12 protein-coding genes and 1 pseudogene are annotated in these 17,000 nt (G+C 50.5%); 3 read left to right on the top strand and 10 right to left on the bottom strand.

Going from position 1 to position 17,000, the window contains the following annotated elements; translation table 11 throughout:
* Positions 1-142 precede the first annotated feature (142 nt).
* The 4 genes from K331_RS0112680 to K331_RS0112665 all read right to left on the bottom strand — a co-directional run bounded on the left by K331_RS0112680 (position 143) and on the right by K331_RS0112665 (position 4,733).
* Positions 143-1,354 (bottom strand): MFS transporter, encoded by a 1,212-nt coding sequence (locus K331_RS0112680; protein WP_028590587.1) that lies wholly within the window; start codon positions 1,352-1,354, stop codon positions 143-145.
* A 576-nt stretch (positions 1,355-1,930) separates the two neighbouring features.
* Positions 1,931-2,689, bottom strand: a complete 759-nt coding sequence (locus tag K331_RS0112675; protein ID WP_028590586.1) for an AAC(3) family N-acetyltransferase — start codon at positions 2,687-2,689, stop codon at positions 1,931-1,933.
* Between the two features lie 195 nt (positions 2,690-2,884).
* Positions 2,885-4,195, bottom strand: a complete 1,311-nt coding sequence (locus tag K331_RS0112670) for a DUF4179 domain-containing protein (RefSeq protein ID WP_028590585.1) — start codon at positions 4,193-4,195, stop codon at positions 2,885-2,887.
* Complete coding sequence (locus K331_RS0112665; RefSeq protein ID WP_028590584.1) at positions 4,182-4,733, bottom strand: RNA polymerase sigma factor; 552 nt, start codon at positions 4,731-4,733, stop codon at positions 4,182-4,184. The genes K331_RS0112670 and K331_RS0112665 overlap by 14 nt, the downstream gene beginning before the upstream one ends.
* A gap of 236 nt (positions 4,734-4,969) precedes the next feature.
* On the opposite strand from K331_RS0112665, the gene K331_RS0112660 reads away from it, so the two are divergent.
* Entirely contained in the window at positions 4,970-5,707 is a 738-nt protein-coding gene (locus tag K331_RS0112660) for a glycosyltransferase (RefSeq protein WP_028590583.1), read from the top strand.
* Positions 5,707-6,423 carry a glycosyltransferase gene (locus tag K331_RS0112655; protein WP_028590582.1) on the top strand — a complete coding sequence of 239 codons (717 nt, stop codon included), beginning with the start codon at positions 5,707-5,709 and terminating at the stop codon, positions 6,421-6,423. Before K331_RS0112660 ends, K331_RS0112655 begins: the two co-directional genes overlap by 1 nt.
* Before the next feature lie 318 nt (positions 6,424-6,741).
* On the opposite strand, the pseudogene K331_RS0112650 reads toward K331_RS0112655, so the two are convergent.
* The 3 genes and pseudogenes from K331_RS0112650 to K331_RS0112640 form a co-directional block, all read right to left on the bottom strand.
* Positions 6,742-6,965 (bottom strand): annotated as a pseudogene (locus tag K331_RS0112650) (5-methyltetrahydropteroyltriglutamate--homocysteine methyltransferase); the annotation flags it as partial.
* Positions 6,966-7,067: 102 nt separating this feature from the next.
* The gene (locus K331_RS0112645; RefSeq protein WP_028590580.1) at positions 7,068-7,604 is read right to left on the bottom strand and encodes a hypothetical protein; all 537 of its coding nucleotides are present in this window, start codon (positions 7,602-7,604) and stop codon (positions 7,068-7,070) included.
* Positions 7,605-7,704: 100 nt separating this feature from the next.
* Complete coding sequence (locus tag K331_RS0112640) at positions 7,705-8,070, bottom strand: MerR family transcriptional regulator (RefSeq protein ID WP_028590579.1); 366 nt, start codon at positions 8,068-8,070, stop codon at positions 7,705-7,707.
* A gap of 113 nt (positions 8,071-8,183) precedes the next feature.
* Between K331_RS0112640 and K331_RS0112635 the strand changes: the two genes are divergently transcribed.
* Positions 8,184-8,945, top strand: a complete 762-nt coding sequence (locus K331_RS0112635; protein ID WP_028590578.1) for an SDR family NAD(P)-dependent oxidoreductase — start codon at positions 8,184-8,186, stop codon at positions 8,943-8,945.
* A gap of 202 nt (positions 8,946-9,147) precedes the next feature.
* Here K331_RS0112635 and srtB read toward each other — a convergent pair whose 3' ends face one another.
* The 3 genes from srtB to K331_RS0112615 form a co-directional block, all read right to left on the bottom strand.
* Positions 9,148-9,927 (bottom strand): class B sortase, encoded by a 780-nt coding sequence (srtB, locus tag K331_RS0112630; RefSeq protein ID WP_028590577.1) that lies wholly within the window; start codon positions 9,925-9,927, stop codon positions 9,148-9,150.
* 18 nt (positions 9,928-9,945) lie between these two features.
* Entirely contained in the window at positions 9,946-16,239 is a 6,294-nt protein-coding gene (locus K331_RS0112625) for a DUF7601 domain-containing protein (RefSeq protein WP_028590576.1), read from the bottom strand.
* A 478-nt stretch (positions 16,240-16,717) separates the two neighbouring features.
* The coding region (locus K331_RS0112615; RefSeq protein ID WP_028590575.1) for an IS3 family transposase at positions 16,718-17,000 on the bottom strand (283 nt) is incomplete at its 5' end.

The following is a 17,000-nucleotide window of genomic DNA, read 5'->3' as shown; positions in this document are numbered from 1 at the left end:
ATGGCAGTTCGACCAACCTATGACGGATATGGAGAGGAAATTATAATCGGGCATACAACGAAAGGAGCCGCTCAAGCAGCCCCTTTCATCACTTCCCACCCTACACTCTCCTCGATATTTACTGAGAAGCGGTCGATCTATTTTATTTCAAGCTGCGCACAGATGGCAGGGCTACACACGCGAGTGCAAGGACTAAGATACAAGCCCCGGAAAGTCTGAACCACATTTCAATACCAATCTGATCCGCAAAGATACCCGACATGACCAGCCCGACTGGCATGGCAAAGGAGGCCAGACTACCCATAAGCCCGAACACCCGCCCCAGGTACATCGGTTGGATGTGTTCCTGAATGAGCGCCGTCTGTACACCACTATAGAACGGACTCGTAAAGCCCATAAGCGCGCTGCATATGGCGAACATCAGAAATCCATCCGTAGGAAGCCACCCCGAAATGAGCAAGGCAATGCCCATCAAGGCAACCGAGAGCGTGATGCTCCATGCACGGCTCCTGAATCCCCCCCACACCCCCAGCAGCATGCCACCCATCAGCATGCCACTGGCGAAGACGATCTCTACGATGGAAGCATGTGTGGCTGTACCCCCAAAGTAACCCATGCTCATGAGAGGAAATAGGGCATTGATCGGCATAAATACCAAGGCATATAGCGCGCCAATCCAGAGCAATGAGAACAATCCCCTCGATGCTCGCAGGGCGTAATACCCTTCCTTGAATTCCTCAATCAAGCTACTGCTAGCACCCTGATTCATCGACATGTCTGGTGTTGGAATCCGAACGAGCATGACCATCGTACAGGCGATCAGTGCCCCTGCCACATCAAGGGCAATAATGGCTGACAGATCCCATGCAGCATATAGCACCGCCCCCAGCGCCGGGCTTACTATGAAGCTCAGCGATTGGACAGATTGGGTATAGCCTGCACACCTCGTTAATTGTTCCTCCGGAACCAGCAACGGTGTCACTGCGCCCAGAGCAGGTGTATGAAATGCAGTCCCAACACTGCGGATGAATAGCACCAGCATCACGACCCAAATGGGCAGCTCAACCGTGAGCGCGATTACCGCCAGGACAACACCTGCGGCTGCCACAAGAAGGTCTGCGCCCATCATCACCCACTTTCGATTCCAGCGGTCCACCAAGACACCAATCATGGTCCCAAGGACAGCCTGGGGCAAGAAGCCCACCAGTGTAGCTATCGACAGCACCAGCGCAGACCCTGTGGTATCTGTTAAATACCAGATGATAGCCATTTGCAGAGCCGAACTAGTAATCAGCGAGATAGCCTGCCCTGCCCATATCATAAAGAAATTTCGCTTCCAGTGATGTTCTCTCATATTTGATTCTCTCCCTGTATTTTTTATTGGTTCCTTGTTTTTAGGCAATAAAAAATACAGATCCCCGTCCACTTCTGCGAACTTTGACCTGCACCGACACGAGAGAGAACAACCCGAATAAAGGCATAGCTCAACAAGCTATTCCCATCACATCCATGTTCTACATACGTAATCATAAGCAGCTCAAAAAAGCCCACATGACGTGGAGAAAAATCAGCTTTTTTATTGCCAGCCTATCGAATACGCACAGAATGTAGCATGGATGGCGAGCCTCCTTTGACTGAATATATGTGATTTATAACATGGATCGAATCTGCCGTCAATATTTCGCCGACTATTCACAGCTTGTTAAGTGGCTCTATACTCTCCGACCCTTTTTCAGATTAAGTAGACCCATGTAGATTTGACCCTTTGGACAATAAGACACAGCTTATAACTGATTAGTCAGTTGATACGGCAACTTAAAAAGGCCCCCTATCATCACCCATCCTGATGACAACAGGGGAACCTCTTTTTTTTACACCGATACACTGTGCACAAATACAGCGATACGAATCTCCTCACCGGTTCACTCACTTATAGCAAGGGGTTATTATCCGAAAATAACGCAGGGTTGTCCGCCAGCATCTCGGTAATCACCTCGGCCACGGCCGCTGCATCACATACTCGGACCACTGCGTCACCTAGCTGCCCCTTGCGCATCGCGCCTCTACTCTCAAGGACCTCATCAACCTTCCAGAAATGCTCGGACCACGACAATCCCCAATGTCTTCGGGAAGGCACAGGGATCTCCGTTCCGTCAGGCAGAACGGTATATAGCATTTCATGAGCATCTGTTAGTCGCCCAGGGATGTCGGCCCACTCCTCGACACCGTGGATGAAGGTATTGCGTCTTAAGTCGACTCCCACCAGCAATATGGTCGCCTTTCGGTCAAGCAGCTTCCCCCAGGCCGAGCCTCTGGCGCAAGGCGTGTCGAAGAGGTGATCGTCCTTGGTGAACTCTACCGCATCCTGCCCCAATGCAGCTACCGAGTGCGTAGGATGCCAAGAGCGGACCACACCTGGTCTGTTACGAAAAAGCTCTGGCAGAATGCCAATACAGGATGGGGATTGATCTACGTAAAATCTAGGGTTGTCCGCTTTGATATAGGACCATGTATGGGTAGGCAGCACCAACAAACCATCCTTCATATATGCGGTATATGCATCTAATACGGTATCCGCGCCGCCTTCGACCGGACCCATGCTTTTCAGGGATGAATGGACCAACAGCGTACCTTGGCTGTCAATGCCCAGCTCTTCTAATTGCTTCACCAAGCTCTCTAACGTGTGCATATTCTATTCCCTCCTGCCGCCATTATAGCAGAACTCTCCATTATCGACCGTACACTTTATTTTTGCTGCATACTCTCTATCTATTACCTCTGTAATCTATCTTATATTATGCAGCACCGCGAGGGAGGAAGCTGCATTTATACCCGCCAAGGCAAAGTAGTGATTATGTGGAGTATAGGGTGACTCCTCCTTCAGTCAATCGAGTGGAATGTCTACCGTCTTGTCGTACGTTTTTCTATAATGAATCCCTTCAATATGCAACGTCTTCGGCTGCCCGCTCGTGTCGAACAACAGCGTGCGTTCCTTGAGAAGCTCTCCATCCTTCCCCTTCGCCTCGGTTTGGCCTATGGTCGTGCGCAGCTCCGTCGTTCCTTCCATCGTCTCCAGGGTCACCCCATTCAGGAGAACATCGTCTTCGGTCGCCAGTGTGATCTCTGTTCCTTCATCGGTCGTCTTAACCTGCTTAATCCATAGCTCATTGCCGCCCACAGATATGGGCCTGTCAGCCTGCACGTCAGTCTGAGATCCATGTGTCAGGTTGACCTCCGCGTCAGTCCTCTCATAGCCTGAGAACGTCCTGACAACCAATTGCAGCGTCTCCAGATCCTTAGGCAAAGTATCATAACGAAGCTCGAACGTTCTTCCGCGTACAGAGTTGCTAACCCCGCTTCCTTCCATCGAGACAGGCTTGCCATTGGCGAGCAGCTCTATGCCCTCAAATGGCTGACGAATCCGGTCCAGCTCCTTCACATTCCAAGTCCCCTTGACGACGGTGGAGAGCGGTGTTGCTGTAATGGACCCGAATGTAATGGCTCCCTGATCGACGGCAATCCTAGTCTTAATCGCCTGCTGCACCTGTGTCTGGATGGCTTGCTTCGGATGGTAAGGAAAGGTTAGGCTGCCCATCCTCATATGCTGATCATCTGTCTGCTCAGCGTAATGCAGCGTCAGTTGCTTGGCGAATGCATTGACCGGATCAAAGCCGGCGAGACCAATCAGCTCTGTCTGTTCGTCATTGATCGTCGTCGTTCCCCAGCCCATGTAGGAGTCTGTCAAGAAGCCCGTCAGCTGGGATAGTCGAAAAGAATCCTGCGTCTGCTTGGCAATACCATCAGGATTGCGGAGAGAGTAGTACAAAATCAATTGATTGGCATCGGCCATTAGGCCGCTTACAACAAGCTCCGTGCCATCCTGCAGAACGACATGCTGATCAAGAGTTTGTCCCATGCCAGCAGCATTTACTTTCTTTAACGTGCCTGTCATGACCGCATCGAACCCGAGGATTCTTTGGCCGTAGTAAGCAAAGGCTTCATAGTTGTAGCCACCAACCGATATCACTATAGCTGTTATCGCTACTGCAATCGCCCATCTTGAAGCCTTGCTGCGCCGCCTCCTGTCAGGAGTCCGATCCAGCGCCTGGCGAAGTCTTCCCTCCAGCTCCTCAGGTGCTTGTAAAGCAGTTATCCGCTCTCGCTCATCGGCTAGTAGTTCTTCAATTCGTTCCATCTGATTCACCCCCGTACCATTTCTTGAGCTTTTTCAAGCCATTGAACACCCTGGATTTCACCGTTCCTACCGATACATTCGTGATCCTAGCGATAGCTTCATAATCCAGATCGTGAAAATATCTGAGCTCAATCGCTTCCTTCTGATCGGGATTCACCCGCTCCAGCGAACGGCGAATGTCCATGTTCTGATCCTGCTGTTCATACGGATCCTGGATACCCGCTGCATCGCGATCCCTGGCGTTGTCACCCTGCCACTCATCAATCAAAATGGTCTTGTTCCGCCTCTTCAGCATGGCTCTGCAATGATTCACCAGAATGGTTCGACTCCAGCTGTCGAATGAATCCACCTTTCTCAATTGGTGAATCTTCTCGTACAAGATGATGATCATCTCTTCTAAGGCATCCATCGCATCATGCTCATTCCCCATATAAGATAATGCCAGTCTGAAATAGGCATCCTTATTGGCTAGAATCAATTGGAGCAAGGCTTCTTTATTCCCTTTTTGCGCTTGTCTGACCCCTCGGGCGACCTTCATCTCCTCACCTCATTCCCCTATAAGAGTATTGTGGGCGACAAAAAGTTCAATCGGCGAAATAGAAATTTCATCCTAGCACCAAGCCCTCACTACCATTTGCTCTTTCAATCACTACAGCTCCTTCGCTGGTTGATGTGCTCATTCTCCATTTAGTGAATTGGCCGTTCCCCATAGCTACTAATTACATAGTTTAGAGAGAACTAGCTTCAATTATCACGAATAAGGGGGGCGATATCATGGGGGTCAGCCCAAGAAACTCTATCACCCAGCAAGGAGTATCTATTATTTCCTGTACAAATCGCAGGGGCTTTATCAAAAATCTACTTCAGAATTATAGTCGTCAGCGCCATTCCAAGAAAGAGCTTATTATTATTGTCAACAACGACTCCATCCCACTGGCGCCTTATAAGAGCATGGCTAAAAAGCTTCGTAACGTTCACGTGTATCGGGCTCCACAGCATCACTCGCTCGGCGCTTGTCTGAATAATGCCGTCAAGAAAGCCAAGTATAGCTACATTGCCAAATTCGATGACGATGACTACTATGCCCCCTACTATTTAACAGACAGCTTGCTAACCTTCCAAAAAACCAATGCCGATGTCATTGGAAAACGAGCTCATTATATGTATTTACGAGGCTCCAAGTCACTGATATTGCGCTTCGCGAAGGATGAGCATCGGCCTGTAAAGGTTATCCCCGGTGCAACACTTGTCATCAAGCGCCAGGTATTACGTAACGTTCACTTTCCCAATCGCAGCGTAGGTGAAGATGATCAGTTCTGTATACGAAGTAGACAGAAAGGGTACAGGGTATATTCTGCCGGTCGACATAACTTTCTAGCGATACGCCGTAAGAACTCAGCACATCACACCTGGATCATCAGTGACCAGGAGCTGATCTCCGCCAGCCAACGGATACGATCAGTGCGGAATTACAAGAAATTCGTACAGAAAAAGCCAAAGGGCGTATCGTGATGGCCAACTCAACTATTTCCCATTCTCAGAACGGGGTATCAATCATCGTATGTACCAAGCGTCGGCAATGCATGCGGGCCCTTCTCCGTAATTACAACAGACAGAATTATAAGAAGAAGGAGCTCATTATCATCTTGAATCATAATCAGCTACAGGTAGATGAGTATAGAACGGCCGCAAAGCCTTATAAGAATGTACGCGTCTATAGCTTGCCGGGGAAGGTGTCACTTGGACGCTGCCTTAATTATGGGGTTGCGCGAGCCCGGTACAGCCTGATTGCCAAATTCGATGATGACGATTATTATGCCGCGGGTTATTTGACGGAGAGTGTACGGACCCTGCTGAAGACCAAGGCTGATATTGTAGGGAAGCGTGCCCACTATATGTATTTGGGTGGGAAGGGGCTTCTCCTGCTTCGTTACCCTGACCAAGCGAATCAATATGTCTCCCTCGTTCAGGGCGCCACTCTGCTCGCCTCACGCTATGTGCTGAGTCAGGTGGGCTTCCCGGATCAAAATCGAGGAGAGTGCATCAGACTGTTCCGCAATAGCAAGGCCAGGGGATACCGAATATACTCAGGAAGCACCTCCAACTTTCTCGCGATTCGCAGACGAAATTCGAGGAACCATACCTGGATTGTAAGCGATAGGGAGCTGCTATCCGGGCAGGCCAAGGTACTGAAGGTGGGAAATCCCAAAGCTTACGTATCTACGTAATATACCAACCTAAGCTATCAATCATTTCTTCGGTACATGTCGATGCTCCTGTGCCCTCCACCCAAAATCCTCCTCATATCTGCTCGCTGCTGGGGATGACCTTTCTCCATGGGATGCACAATAGCGATACGGAGGACTGAACCGTATAGCTGTTACTTGAGTGACAATGATCCAGTTGTAGCTTCTTAAAAAGCTACAACTGGACCAGACTCAATGTAAATATAGAGCCGCTGCAAGCGGGAGTCCTCTCGACCGCTATGAAGCTTGTTGTTCGGGATTGTTGCACTATTATTGGACTGCTCTAGTTCTGAGTGAATTCTATATCTCTTCGGCAATCTCCTTAATAAAGGCAAGCTTGCGCATTTGTTGCTCCTCGGTCAGATGGTTGCCTTCCTCGGTGGAGGCAAATCCGCATTGTGAGCTTAGGCAGATCCGATTCAGATCCACATATTGCTTCGCTTCCTCGATACATCCTCCTTGCGCTCCAGCTCTTCCAGCTTGGAAGAGGACAAGCCTAGCACGACCTGCTGATTGTCCTTCAATGAGGACCGCAAACAGCGCCACACTGAATAGACGCTGCATGCATCACGAATAGCCCCCTTCGACAAGGCCGAGGGAGCTCGAATTTCGTATGGATGGACAGTCTAATCCTCATCCTGTGCTGCTGGAGTAGCCGGGGCCATGAAGCCCTGAACGGCACCGAGAAACGGGCGAATCGACTGGATCATGCCGTAGCCCATCTTCACGACAGGGACAAATCTCTGAATCATGCCGAACAGTCGCATGCCGCTACCGAGCATGCCACCCAGCCCTCCTGCACCTGCTGCGGCGCCGCCAGCTCCGCCCAGACCACCGAACAGCGAGCCCATCATGGGAAGGAATGCCGACACCTTGGCATCTGGCCTACGGGAGCGCGAACGGGCAGATGGTCTGCGCGCACTGCGTTTTCCCTTGCTGCGACGAGCACCTGTTGCCTGTGAACCTGCTTTACCCTTGGTAGAACGGGAGCCTTGCTTTTTGGAGGACGCCTCTGTAGGGGTCCCAGCGCTGGCAAGCACCAACCCACCGGAATTCACATCGGTAATATAGCCGACGTAGGTCTCTCCGCTGTGCAGGGTGATGCAGACCGGACGACCCTGAAGCTTCTTGGCCCGCGCACGGATCTCTTTGGATTGTGCCATGAGTAATCACCTCGCTCACTGATTGATACTTCAGTGTACGCCAGGGACGGGCTAACTGCTTGTGCGAATGGGGCAATCATCGCTTGATGGGCATGGCCTGCTATCTCATCTTATTGGTTATAAAGGTCTTGTAAGCGGAGATCTTATGCTCAAGCATCTCATCTGCAGCCTGTAAAGTCTTCATCTGCTGCTTAATTGCTTGTCTGTGCTCCTCTAATAAGCCTAGTCTCTCCTCTGACGTATGCTCTCCTTCCAGCACGAGTGCAGCATACTCCTTAATTGTTGCGATGGGCATTTGCGTCTCTTTTAGCTTAATTACAAATTGCAGCCACTTCAGATGTGAGTCCTGATATCGTCTGTCTCCGCTGGCATCCCGGTCAGGTATAATGATCTTTTCCTTCTCGTAGTACCGCAGTGTATGTGCGCTTATTCCTAATTTTTCGGCCACTTCGCCAATAGTATACAAGAGACATCAACCTCGCTGAATTTTTTCTTGACTTAGAGTTCACTCTAACCAGTATAGTGAACTCATTGCTTATTCACAATCCATGAAATAAATATTATTCGGGAGGCATTCAGATGAAATATACCGTGATTACAGGAGCTAGCTCAGGCATCGGATATGAATCAGCTCTTGCGTTTGCAGCACGCGGCAAGAACTTGATCATCGCAGCACGCCGAACAGAAGAATTGGAGCAGTTAAAGGCAACCGTGGCAGACATGAACCCGGAGCTGGACGTGATCATTCGTACTGTTGATTTATCCATCACAGCGAACGTACATGAATTCTATGAAGGCCTCCGTGATTATCAGATAGAGACTTGGATTAACAATGCGGGCTTCGGGAATTTTGCTTCTGTAGGGGAGCAAAAGCTGGGTAAGATCGAGACGATGCTTCACTTGAATATCGAGGCGCTTACGATTCTATCTTCTCTGTATGTACGAGACTATGCCGAGGTGGAAGGAACGCAGCTCATCAATGTATCCTCAGGTGGCGGATACGTGATCGTGGCTGATGCCGTGACCTACTGCGCGACAAAATTTTATGTAAGTGCCTTTACTGAAGGGCTCGCACAGGAAATGAGAGGAAAAGGGGCAGCTCTGCAGGCGAAGGTGCTGGCACCTGCTGCCACAGAGACCGAGTTCGCCCAGCGCTCTCTGGATGTAGATGAGTTTCAATATAAAGGCTCGATTCCAAAGTATCATACGGCGAGAGAAATGGCCGGGTTCATGTTGGACCTTTATGATAGCGAGCAGGTTGTAGGTATTGTAGATGGTACAACGTATGAGTTCCAATTGAGAGATCCACTGTATCCTTATGTGTCGAGAATGAGAAATTAGGTGACATGGGGACTAACTTAAAAATTTAGCACAACATCTAAAATACAGAACAGCATCCCACTAGCTTCTGAGCTGGTCTGTAAAGCATCCTGATAAATAAAAAAGCCTGTAGACCTGTCCCTAAAGGAACTGTCGTCTACAGGCTATGCGTCCTCCATGGGAGAACACATCATGAAGCGCTTGACTTCTCATTGCAGCATCGTCATGTAATCTTCCGGGCAACCACCGCTAAGCGGCCGTTGTCGGTTGAGTACTCACAAGTTGACAATACAATAAGCTTATCGCCATACTGGGCGGTTACGCCCGTGTCATAAAGAGCAAGCTTCTTAATGCTCTGAACATACGAATCGAACTCGGCTGGCGTATCGACATTCTCAATCTGGTAGTATTTAAACACGTCGTCCGATTTTCGATACACCTCTGACAGAATAACGGCAACAATCTCATACTCATCCTTTTCGTAAAGCGTGTTGAATTGGAGGGTAGAATGCTCCTTATAGAAGCTTTCTTTCTTGTACTTCATGAGATCTTTGAACATCCAGCCGTTTTTCATATGGTGACCGTGAATCAGTAAAATATCGGAACCGTTGATCCGGCTGTGCTCGTCCAAGAAAGGAAGCCCGCCTTTGCTGTCTTTTCGATCAAAATCGTGATTGAGATAGTACTGGGAATCCTCTGTATTCTGCATGACTGGATACTCAATACGGGTACCGTCGATCTGAAGCCAACCGACGATGTCCGGATTTCTCTCGTAAAGCTCTCGAAATTCGGGAAGCACGACGGGCTCATTCGCTTTCGCGAGCAAAGTGGAGGGAAAAGACTTCCCTCCGCCTCTGTCCGATTCTCTACTCCAGACGTTCGTCAGCTCCTCGATCTTCTGTTGCTCGGCGTAAGCCTCCACGAGCGTTCTCGCAAGATTGGCTAGAGAGAATACCAACACAAGGACGGATACGGCGATAAGAATTTTTTTCGTTTTACTCATTTCTTACCGCCCCTCCGATTATTGAATGTGTTGCTTCCTCTTGCTACTGAGTAGACAGAATCCGATTGTGATGATGGACATCAGCGCCAATAGCATATAGAAGATTGGCGATATACTGCTATCTCCTGTTGCCGGGACATCGTCCAGTTCATTGCTTACGTCGCTTGTTTCTTTTTCGATGTGGCCAGTGAAGTCTTTGCCGTCATCTGTTTCATTGCCGACAGTGCTCACCCCAGTGTTGCTGTCGACGGTTCCAGCATTGCTGTTGGCCGTGTCGGTCCCATTGCCATGGTTGTCGATTCCATCATTACCAGCGTTGCTTCCACCGTTGTCGTTGGTGTTTCCACCGTTACTGGTGTTGTTCCCGTCGTTGCCGGTGTTGCTGCCGTTACTGTTGTTGCTTCCACCGTCACCGGTGTTGCTTCCGCCGTTACCGGTGTTGCTTCCACCGTCACCGGTGTTGCTTCCGCCGTTACCGGTGTTGCTTCCACCGCCGGGCACAGGATTTTCAGGCTCGGGTTTACTTGGATCAGGTTTGCTTGGCTCGGGTCCGGGGGTCGTCGGTTCAGGCTCAGGGTCTACAGGGACAGTACCGCCACCACCGCCACCGGAAGTAATCGGCTTCATCGGTACGTCGTGTTTTACGATCTCGAAATCGACAGAGATCGTTTCACTCGTGTACGTCTCATATCCGGGCTTCGTTACAACCAGATAGTAATCCGTTTCCGGGAATACCATATACGCATAGAAGCCGGCTGCATCGCTGTCCTGCTCCGGGCTCTTGTTGTCGTGCGGTGGGAAGCCTGGAACCGCAGGCAAGGTTACTTTCGTGCCCGGCTCGATTCCCTTCAATCTGTTCCTCTCCGTATCCGCATAGTACAACGTTACCGTAGCTCCCTCGATTTGCCCTGTATTGATCCCCTTGTTTGCATCGTAAACAGTGCCATAAGGGTCAACCAGCTCCTGAGAAATATTCAATTCCCCATTCGCCTTCACGTCCAGTTCAGCCTTCTGAATCGTCAGCTCTTTGCCTGGCGCAACTTCGTAACGCACTTCCATCGTGTACTTCTCCGCAGACAAGCCTTCCGCCGAGAATGCGCCGTTCGGTTGCAAGTCAAATGCTTTCGGAACGCCGTTCTCTGTAACATATTCACCGCTAGCATCTCGCAAATAAATGCGCATCTTGCCAGCGAGCTCGCTGTTCAACAGTGAAGACTGCCCATCAGGCTGCTTCAGGAGCACGACGCCGACAGCCGTAATGTGCGCCGGAACCAACTCGCCGCCCTTCACATTGCCGTCAACTTCTGCCTTTTGCGTGAAAGTGATCGATTCGTTAGTATCTTTAATCTTTGTCGTGAAGCTAATCGTATAATCGCCGCCATACCGCACAGGATGGAAGTATCCTCCTTGGTCGTCGGTCATGATCTCTTGCTCGTTGCCATTCGTTTTGTCGGTAATGACAATGCGTTCATTCGGAAGCACTTCGCCCGTTTCGTTATCGCGCAGCACTCCGAAGATTGCCGCCGGAACGGTGGTTACTTTCGTATCGGCAGTCAACTTCCCTTCCGTCGGGCTGTCTACCCTCGCCGTAATGAGATGATCCTCAGGCGTAGTCGTGTCCAGCTTTGGCGGTGTATAAGGGATGACCGCTTTGCCTTGCGTATCGGTCTTTGCTTTTACTTCCGTATTATCCGGCAGTGTAAAGATGACCTCGGTGTCCGCAACTGGCTTGCCTTCATGATCCGTCAACGTTGCCGTCAATTGTGAAGGTGTCTTACCATTTCCTGGGACAACCGCAGGATCTGCCGTCAGCGTCAGCTGGCCAGGGAGATACTTCGCATTGACGAAGCGAGCTTCAGCAATCTGTTTCTCTACAATCGTGCCGCTATGCGTCCGATCCACCGGGTTAGCCGTGTAATCCTCGCCCGTATAATCTGTCTGGGTGACGATATAACTGTGACCGCTTGGAACATCAATAGCGACAGTCTGTCCATGCTTGAGCGTGATCGTCTCGCCGGACTGGATGGTTCCCACCGTGCCATCTGACTTCGTATAGTTGTACGATTCATTGGATGCAGCGTCAGGGAATTGAACAGTGAACTCAAATTCCTTATTCTTATCTGCACCACTGCCTTCTACGGTCTCCCCAATCAACAGACCGCCGTACACCATCCTCGTGTTGACGACTTCTTCCTTATGATCGCCCTCTTCGGCAATGATGCCGGTTGTTTGCCAGTTCGGCCAAGTCGTCGCGTAACCATCGCCCGTATAATCCGTCTCGGTGATGGTGTAGGCTGTATCCATCGGAATCCCATTGATGACAGCAGTCTCCCCATGCTTGAGGAGGAGCTTGCCTCCAGACTCGATGGTTCCCGTTACACCACCCGATGTTGTATACGTATACGTCTTGCCCGCACCTGCGCCTGCAAAAGTAACAGTGAACTCGAACAGCTTGTCCTTGTCCCCACCATTTCCTGCGACCGTCTGTCCGATCGTCAGCTTACCAGGCAGGTACTTGCTATTGACGAATTTCGCTGTGGCCGTTTCCTCTGCTACAATGCTACCCGTACGAGTCAGGCTTTCCGGGTCCGTAGCGTAGCCCTCATCTGTGTAGTCTTTCTGAACGATAGTGTAGGTGATACCGTCTGGGATGTCCTTGATGGTAATAGCCTCGCCATCCTTCAGGATAATCGTGTCGCCACTAGCCACAGTACCGCTCTTTGAGCCGGAATAGGCATAGGACTGACCGTTGCTAAAAGTAATCGTATATTCAAATTCCTTATCCGGGTCAGCGCCTTTCCCCTCGATCGCTGTGTCCAGCGTCACATTGCCGGGCACCCATATCGGAGTTGGCACGACCAGCGGGTTAGTGCTAGTTATCTCTACCCCGTCCACCCAGATCGGATTCCATGGAGTAGAAGCCACACGTACTTGGTATACTGTCGTAGTCGGCAGATAGGTGATTGGGTCAATATAGGTTTGCTTGAGGACGTAAAGTCCTGCTTTAGCAAAAAGACTAAGCTTTCCATCCACACCTGTAGTTCCACCTGTGACCTCTGTGACGCCATCTGGTTCATAGAGCGTGAATATTACGCCGCCAAGCGGCTTGCCCTTAGGATCAACCTTCAGTAGATCCAGCTTACCTTGGGTCTCCGCGCTACCACCCACGTCACTGCTGTCCACCGAGTGTTCGCTTCTGGCACCGATATTCTTCAGGGTATCATCACCCATCAGCTTGATCTCGTTGCCCACTTTACCACCACTAGGCACTTCGGTGACTTCGGTCTGATACACGAACTGGTAGAGCTGATTTGGATTCGTCATGCGGAACATCAATCGGGTTGTACCGCCTTCGGTGACGCTGTCCACCTTGACCTCACTATTCGGGTCGTATAGGTTCAGCGCATCGCCATCCTTCGTCAGTCCACCGCTCGGGGTTAGCTTGGCGCGATATACCGCCATGTCAGGACGCCGCAGTGAGAGATCCCCCTTCTCATCCTTACGCAGCGCCAGCCCCTCTCCAAGGGTGTCTTGCAGATAGACGCCATCCTTTATCTCAAAAGGCGGGGTGTAATTCACCGTCCACTCCAGAACGCCGGAGTTCGGCTTCGTTACCGATTTACTAAGCGACTGCATCGGGACGATGACCTTGCGAGTAGCTGCGACTGTGCTAGGCTCATCGCCCCATGTGATTTTCACCTCGGCGGTGTTCGTCACCTCCTGCTTTGCCTCGCCAGTATCAAAGTATTGACGAAGGGTCTCCTCGCTAGGTCTTGCCTTGACCAGCACAACATAGGGGCTTTCCAGCTTCGTAAAGGAAAAAGTACCTATGTTCCCTGCGGCAGAGAAGCTCACGAGCTCACTTGGGTCGGAGATCAGCGTCGTTGCGCTAACAGTCCCTCCGTAGTCTGCCCGGTTCCCCTTGTAAATCGCAAAATCCTGTCCTGGCGCATAGGGCACAAACTCCCAGCCCTCAGGCAGGGTATCCACGAGTCTGATGTCACTGGCAACATGATTGCCGCCATCCTTAGCCATCTCCTCGGTCCTCATTCCGTTCATATTGATCGAAAACCGGAAGGTCACCGTCTTGGTTACCTGATCGTAAGCTGCCAGTGTATAGGCAGCGTTAGCGTCGTTTCGGATATAGTGGTTGACATTCGAGGGACTAAGAGACGTCCCCTCCGGAGTTGACGCAAAGAGCATCTCTTTCGCAAACATGCCGCCGTTATACCGGATAGAAGGCCTAGTTGAATCAATTGTTCGAGTTGTACCTTCAAACAGGACCGCCCGATTATAATGATCTGTGCTTCTATTCGCCGCAAAGTGCTCCCACTGTGTCATCAGGGAAGTGTATGTGAACGAAGCAGGCTTATCGGTATTGTATCCGGTGACCTGAAGCAGGTCGGCTACGGGCTTTCCATCCTGCGAAAGGGTGTATATCTGATGCGTTAAGCCGTCACTCGACTGAAAAGAACCTGTCTGAAACCGCTGGTAGTAATTCTCTCTACTGTTACCCTTCAACTGGTTCAGGATTGAAGGATCAAGCTCTGGACTGGCAGTAACCTTGGTTAAGTCGATGGAGCTCGCATCCCCATACACCAGTAGATCGTACACCGCACCGTCCGGAAGGGCCTCCTGAGGCGTGAGGGTAACCTTCCACGGCAATGTGCCCAAGGTGAGGGTTTCGCCGGATCCTACGCTCTTTGTCAAGGTATGGGCGCCAATAGTGAGAGTGGCCGTGTCCCATACCGTAGCCTGGTCATTGTCCTGCACGGTATTGACATCCAGTCCCCACTGCGCGATGGCCTTGTTAGTAAATCCAGTTACACTGCCTGTAACCTCAGACACAATGACCAGCCGGATCGGGCCATTGACCTCTCCGAAGGAATACACATGACTTGCATTAGGCGTGATCGGCGTTGTTGTAGCTGACCAATCCTTAGCTACACTGTCCCACGCCTGCCATGCGGCTGATCTCCAGGTAAGACCCGTCGGCAGGGCATCCGTGATCGTGAAGTCCTTTAGACCCTGCTTGCTGTAGTTCTTGTTGACATCAATTGTCCATGTCATAGTCCGCGGGTCTGCAGAGCTCGAACGCTTGTCCAAGGTGCCGCTCTTCTGAATCCAGTCAGGCTTGAAGGCGACACGCCATGCATTCGAGGACAGCAGCTTATTATCCGAAGAATCTCTCAAGTCTGCAGTATTCGCGACCGTCTGGTACCCATTGTTGCCGCTGTTATATTCTGTGTAGTACTTTCCTTTAGGAATCCATGTCTTGAAAGTAACTATTGCTTTGTCGCCGATACCTGTAGGGAAGGTATACCCCAGCGCATTCGTGCTTGCACCATCAGGTGTCACTGTACTGCCATTGACCTTGAAGGAGCCCTCCACATAGGTACCCACCTGACTCGGATCAAGCGCGTTATAGAACTTCAGCCCGTCTAATGGCTGCGGGATGGTAGGGTCGAACATATCCATTGCGGCGATTTCCACCTGCCACTCGATAGTTCCCTCCAAGAAATCTGCTGCATAAATCCAATTGTTCTCGGACACGTTACTAGTTGATTTCATGCTGATGCTGTATGCTGGCGTAACACTAGGGTTATCGAGCATGTAGTTCGCCCCGAAGATATCAATCGGCTTTTGCTGGCCATAGCCTATACCGGTTACATCGGCCTTAGCAGTAGATTCAAAACCGAAGGTGATGTTTCGACCTTGACCGTTGAAAAAGCGTTCTTCCCCGTCGAACACGACCCTAATGCCCGCTTCAGAGAAATGGGCCGTTCCAATGGTGTATCCCGATTTTTCTCTCAGCGTCATGGTAGCCGTCGGCAGGATCACCTCCGGAAAATAAGTCGCTCTGTCCAGCATCACGTAGTCACCATATAGAATGACCGTGCTGCCATCCACCGTGTTCGGGTCAGCAGCGTCACCCTTCACCGGAACCTTGATGTCTATCGACTTCAGGGAGAAGGGCTTTCTGCCATGAATGGCCTCCCCCGTCTGCAAGACTTTCCCGTCCTGTATAACTTCTAGCGGAAAGGGCGTATTCGCTCCCATGAGTACCGCTGTCTTGTCCGTCAGGTCTGCCGCCAGCGATATGAGTTTAGCCGGCAGTGCATACACCTCATCATGTACCGATGAAGGTTCGTCTGACGTATCGTACACGGCGTCTGTTACCGATACCGCTCCGTATCCGTCTGGTGCACTCCCCGCAAATGCGCTAGCTGAGAACGCAAACGTCTGCAAGAAAAGCAAAACGGCCAAGAAGAAGGACAGCACAGCTTTACTTACACTGTGTTTTCGTTTCAAAAAAATTTCCCCTCCATTCCCAAAACTTTCGGTATACCGGGCTCATCCTCCCGATGAAAACCGCTCTAGCGAATAGACATATACTATTGGCATGATCCCAACATCCCTTGATAGGATTGGAATCTTGCAGCGCTCCAGATGAGCGTGTAAGTGCCGTGGGATGCAGGTCGTTAACCATGCTTAGTAGCGATCTCCCCTCTCATTCGATGATTTTCGCCATGTGTCTACTGCAAATAGCACAAAACGCCCAATTTACACAGCGTATTTGTGACAATTATAGTACGAGGGACCTAAACAAAATCTCGACAATGACTCAACAATCAAAGCGCAAGGCCTACTGATGCCGGAGTCATTTGGAGGGCCACCTTGAATACTTCAAGCTTGGCCAAGTCCATTAAACGTACGATTGAATATAAGAAAAAGAAAAGCCCCTTACCAGAGTGGTCAAGACCCCATTTAGTGGACATTGAAAAAACACCTAAGCTAGAAACTGGCGTCGGTACTCTACCGGCGTCAGTTTGTTTAATTTACGCTGTGGTCGTCTTCGGTTGTAAAAACGTATGTATTTCTCAATTCGTCTTTGTGCCTCTGCCAGATTTCGTATATCATAGGGATAGAGTCCTTCCGTTTTGAGATGCGAGAAGAAACTCTCCATGGAGGCGTTGTCTAGGCAATTGCCCCGGCGAGACATGCTGATTTGGGCGCCAACCTTTGGCAGCATGTCGTGGTAAGCATGAGACGTGTACTGGAACCCTTGGTCG

The sequence above is a fragment of the Paenibacillus massiliensis subsp. panacisoli DSM 21345 genome (assembly GCF_000426545.1).
GTDB classification, from domain to species: domain Bacteria; phylum Bacillota; class Bacilli; order Paenibacillales; family Paenibacillaceae; genus Paenibacillus; species Paenibacillus panacisoli.
Note: the sequence above shows the minus strand (reverse complement) of the source record. Positions and strands in the feature narration are given on the sequence as shown.

Bases quoted from the DNA above. Each gene is read 5' to 3' on its own strand.
- K331_RS0112680 (WP_028590587.1), bottom strand. From the start codon at position 1,354: ATGAGAGAACATCACTGGAAGCGAAATTTCTTTATGATATGGGCAGGG.
- K331_RS0112675 (WP_028590586.1), bottom strand. From the start codon at position 2,689: ATGCACACGTTAGAGAGCTTGGTGAAGCAATTAGAAGAGCTGGGCATT.
- K331_RS0112670 (WP_028590585.1), bottom strand. From the start codon at position 4,195: ATGGAACGAATTGAAGAACTACTAGCCGATGAGCGAGAGCGGATAACT.
- K331_RS0112665 (WP_028590584.1), bottom strand. From the start codon at position 4,733: ATGAAGGTCGCCCGAGGGGTCAGACAAGCGCAAAAAGGGAATAAAGAA.
- K331_RS0112660 (WP_028590583.1), top strand. From the start codon at position 4,970: ATGGGGGTCAGCCCAAGAAACTCTATCACCCAGCAAGGAGTATCTATT.
- K331_RS0112655 (WP_028590582.1), top strand. From the start codon at position 5,707: ATGGCCAACTCAACTATTTCCCATTCTCAGAACGGGGTATCAATCATC.
- K331_RS0112645 (WP_028590580.1), bottom strand. From the start codon at position 7,604: ATGGCACAATCCAAAGAGATCCGTGCGCGGGCCAAGAAGCTTCAGGGT.
- K331_RS0112635 (WP_028590578.1), top strand. From the start codon at position 8,184: ATGAAATATACCGTGATTACAGGAGCTAGCTCAGGCATCGGATATGAA.
- srtB (WP_028590577.1), bottom strand. From the start codon at position 9,927: ATGAGTAAAACGAAAAAAATTCTTATCGCCGTATCCGTCCTTGTGTTG.